At 58.0% G+C, this 3,670-nt stretch carries 3 protein-coding genes; 1 reads left to right on the forward strand and 2 read right to left on the reverse strand.

The window, feature by feature from the left end; all coding sequences use genetic code 11:
- Positions 1-128: 128 nt before the first annotated feature.
- Complete coding sequence (locus tag NW815_RS03755) at positions 129-1,688, reverse strand: hypothetical protein (protein ID WP_414415723.1); 1,560 nt, start codon at positions 1,686-1,688, stop codon at positions 129-131.
- Between the two features lie 156 nt (positions 1,689-1,844).
- On the reverse strand, positions 1,845-2,762 hold the full coding sequence (locus tag NW815_RS03760) for a CoB--CoM heterodisulfide reductase iron-sulfur subunit B family protein (protein ID WP_414388897.1): 918 nt from the start codon (positions 2,760-2,762) through the stop codon (positions 1,845-1,847).
- 319 nt (positions 2,763-3,081) lie between these two features.
- On the opposite strand from NW815_RS03760, the gene NW815_RS03765 reads away from it, so the two are divergent.
- Positions 3,082-3,670: hypothetical protein (locus tag NW815_RS03765; RefSeq protein WP_414415724.1), on the forward strand; the 589-nt coding region annotated here is incomplete at its 3' end.

Raw genomic sequence — 3,670 nt, forward strand, 5'->3', positions numbered from 1 at the left:
GCAGTGTTCAGCGTAAATGTATCAGCTGCACTGGTGGTTATTCTAGATAAGGATCCGGGCGTTTCCCCAACACTCGGCGCGGCTGATCGTGAGTGTTGAACGGGATCCCCGAACAGCGGGCTTGGCTCTCAAACCAGCCCGAACAGACGGCGCTCTGCCTCCTCCATGCGATCCAAGAAAGCAGCAAATTTGGTGGAGATCTCCCCCACTTCCTGCAAAAAGGCGCGTAGTGTTTGGTACTTGAGAACCAAGGCTTCCTCTAGGGTGCAGGTTTGGAACTGCTCATCCAACGCCTTGCCCAACTCGCTCAGGGCCTGTTCGATAGCAGTTTTGACAGAGCCGACGCTGCGCCGCACCAAGCGCATCACCTCCTGCTCCAACTGCGGCTTTTGCCGGGCCAGCTCGCTGCTGGCCAAGACTTGTCTCAGGGAAGCATAGGGATCCGCAAGGTTGGTGGGCACCTCAGTGATCGCCTCCGGCAAAGCGTATTCCCCACTGCTGACGTGAGGGGGCTGCACCAGGCGCCACTCCGATTGTTCTAGCTTTTTCAAGATCCCCATGAACATTGCGGCGGATCCCTCGACATCCCTCAAGAAGCCGCGCAGCACCTGGTGTTTGAGCGTCAGATATTGGACGGGATCCTCATCCTGCAGACCTTCGTCCAGGGCGTTGCCCAACTCGCTTAGGGTGTTCTCGATGGCAACCATCAAGGATCCGGCGCTGTGATGGAGCAGTTGGCGGCAGGACTCTGGGATCTCCTGTCGCAGGTCAGAAGAGGGGCCGGGTGGTGTTGTCCAGGTTGCAAAAGCCAGAGGATCTGCAGGTTCTTCCTCATCTTCTGGGATCCCAGCGTCAATCCAAGTCATGGGGCTGGCCAGGGACTCTGCCTCGCCCGCGCGAGCGGCATCTTCGGTATTCAGCCAATCCAGATTGGCGGAGAGAGGCTCAGCAGCCAATCCTCCGCCGGGGAGGGTCGCTGGGGGCACGTCAACGTAAAGAGGCTTCAGCATCTGCAGCACAGCATTGGCGGCTTGGCCATCCTGATCCGGCTCCTGCAACTGCTGCACCGCCTCCTTCAGCCGGGCTTCCAGTTCTTGGGGGGAGGCGCAGGCATCGTAGAGGGCTCTGAGCAGCTCGTCCAGGCTGTAGCGCCGCAGGGCCGCCAACCCCTGCAGAGTAGGCTCTACTTTGTGGTACAAAGCCGTGAACAGAACCAGCTTGGCCCGCAAAGGGCTGGTTTGCCGCATCACCCCTGCCCGCAGCTCGAAGGGATCGTAGTCTTGCTTTTGCAGTCGTGGGCTTCCATACTCCAAGGACAAGATAGGCGAGGGTGCGGCCCAAGCTGATGGCTCCTTGGGCGAGGGCATGAGTGGGCTAGAGGGATCCGCTTGGGGCTGTTGATACAGGGGCTGTAGCTTGCTTAGCAGCATCTTGGCGATGCGAGCATACTCGGCTTTTTTGTTGATGCGGCTAATGGCATCTCGAAAGCGCTGGCCCAAAGCATCAAGGGTAGCGTGCTGGCGGCAGAGCTGCTCCAGCAGAGCTTTCAGGTCTATTTGGTTCAACTTGCTGACATCGCTTTCCCAAGTGCTGGTGCAGGCAAAGTAAACCAGCTTTTTCACTCGGTCTGCGTACCCGCCCTGCTGCACTTCTTGCACAACAAGGCCAAAGGGATCCGAGACAACCATAGGGAGCTGCTAAGCAGGAGTAGGTGGATCTAAGCTTACGAGGATCTTTGCGGTTTTTGAACAAGGACGGGTACCTTGCTGGGCAGAATAGCATATCCTTCCCAGGCAGACCCCACCTGATGTTTGCCCAGGGATCCCCCAGCCATCAAGTGGGATTTAGCGGCCTATTTTTTGCAGGGCTCTTTCCACCTGTACTACATGGCGGTTCAGTCCCAAGTTTTCCGCCGGGATCCCCAGGGCCAGGCCCACCAATTGTGGCAAATGCAGGATCGGGATCCCCAGCTTGCGCCCGATCACCTCTTCCACCTCCGGCTGCCGAGAGTCCAAGTTGAGGTGACACAGGGGACAGGGGGTGACCAAACAATCCGCTCCCGCCTCTATTGCCTCTACGAGATGCCGGCCTGCCATCGAGAAAGACTGCTGCGGGGCATAGCTGGAAATGGGCCAACCGCAACACTGGGTGCGCCCGCGATACCAAACAGGGGTGGCCCCCAAACGCTCGAAGAGATCCTCCATCAAATGGGGATCCCGTGCCACATCAAAGCGGGAGATGTCGTAGGCCCGCAACAGATAACACCCGTAGAAGGCAGCGCAGCGCAGTCCCAGGAGAGGCCGTTTGACCTGTTGGGCCAATCGCTCCAGGCCGTAGTCATGAGCCAGCACCCACAGCAAATGGCGCACATCGCCTGTGCCCTGGTAACGGCTCTCACAGCCCCCTTTCTGGCACAGGGCTTGCACCTGGTGAAAGTACTCTGGATTCGCGGTTTTCGCAGCTTTTAACTTTTCATTCACGCGGCCCAACACCCCCTGACAGGTGCTGCAGTGGGTGAGCATCGGCAACCCCAGCGCCTCGGCCAAAGCCAGGTTGCGGGCATTTACCGTATCTTCCAGCAGCTCCGATTCTTCTTTGAAGGTGCCCGAACCACAGCAGGAAGCGGCTTCCAGCTCCACCAGTTCAATGCCCAGATGCCGCGCAATCTGGTCGGTGGAGTCATACAGCTCACGACAGGCCCCCTGGGCCACACAGCCGGGGTAGTAGGCGTAGCGCAAAGGTGAAGGAACAACCGCGGTCATGAGAAGACGTGAGAAGAAGAAGAGAATTGGGTTTGCGATCTCAACGGTAATAACAATCCATGGATCCATTGCCCACACAGCAGAGCACTGGCCTGCCTGCAGAGCGGGAACCCAGAGCCTAGGATCCTACACCCATGCGCTGCCACAGCACATCCGTTGCTGCCCAGGACAGGGAGTTTGTCAAAGCTTCCCTATTTATCTGCCCCTATTTTGAAACCATTCGGAGCCGATACCCTATTTTTCTCCCTGCCTAGTGCCTCCCTAGCCGATGTCGGGTAGATTTGGCGGTAGCCATCGCTGAGGAATCGGTCAACGCTTTATGAACAGCCCGATCCAGGATTGTGAGCCCCCCGTTTCACCTCGCTCTGAGCAGGGCAGTCTGGGTTGGAGCCTTCCCCTGAAAGGCTTGGGATTTGGCTTGTTTTTCGGATCCCTGGTTTGGGCAGGATGGGCAAGTCAACTCCAGCTATGGGCCCAGCCGGTCGAACAGCAACCTCAGGAAGAAGTCCTTGTGCCAGGGCGCAATTTGGATCCTGGGGCACAAATCCGGGTGCGTAACGAGCTGGTCAAGATCTGTGGGGACTATCGTTGCGAAGGCTATCGCTTTTCGGTACGGGTACCGATCAGCCCTGAAGACACCCTGGAAACTCTGCTGGGGCGGCTGGATACGGAGATGCTGCGGGAGGTGGATCGGGTGTTTCAAACTCGGCCCGATTTGAATCGAGTCATTGTCGATGGCTACGTCTTCTCGGGTACTCCCGCTTTTGTCAGCCGGGAAGTGCTGCTGCAAACAATGTTTGTGCCCCGTCACCGTTGGGAAGTGGGGCGCTTTGGGCCAGAGCAAGATGCGATTTTCTATGCCGAGCTGTTGAGACAGGTGACACCCTTTCTAGCTCCATCCCCAACCC

Source organism: Synechococcus sp. R6-7 (assembly GCF_047461695.1).
GTDB lineage: Bacteria > Cyanobacteriota > Cyanobacteriia > Thermostichales > Thermostichaceae > Thermostichus.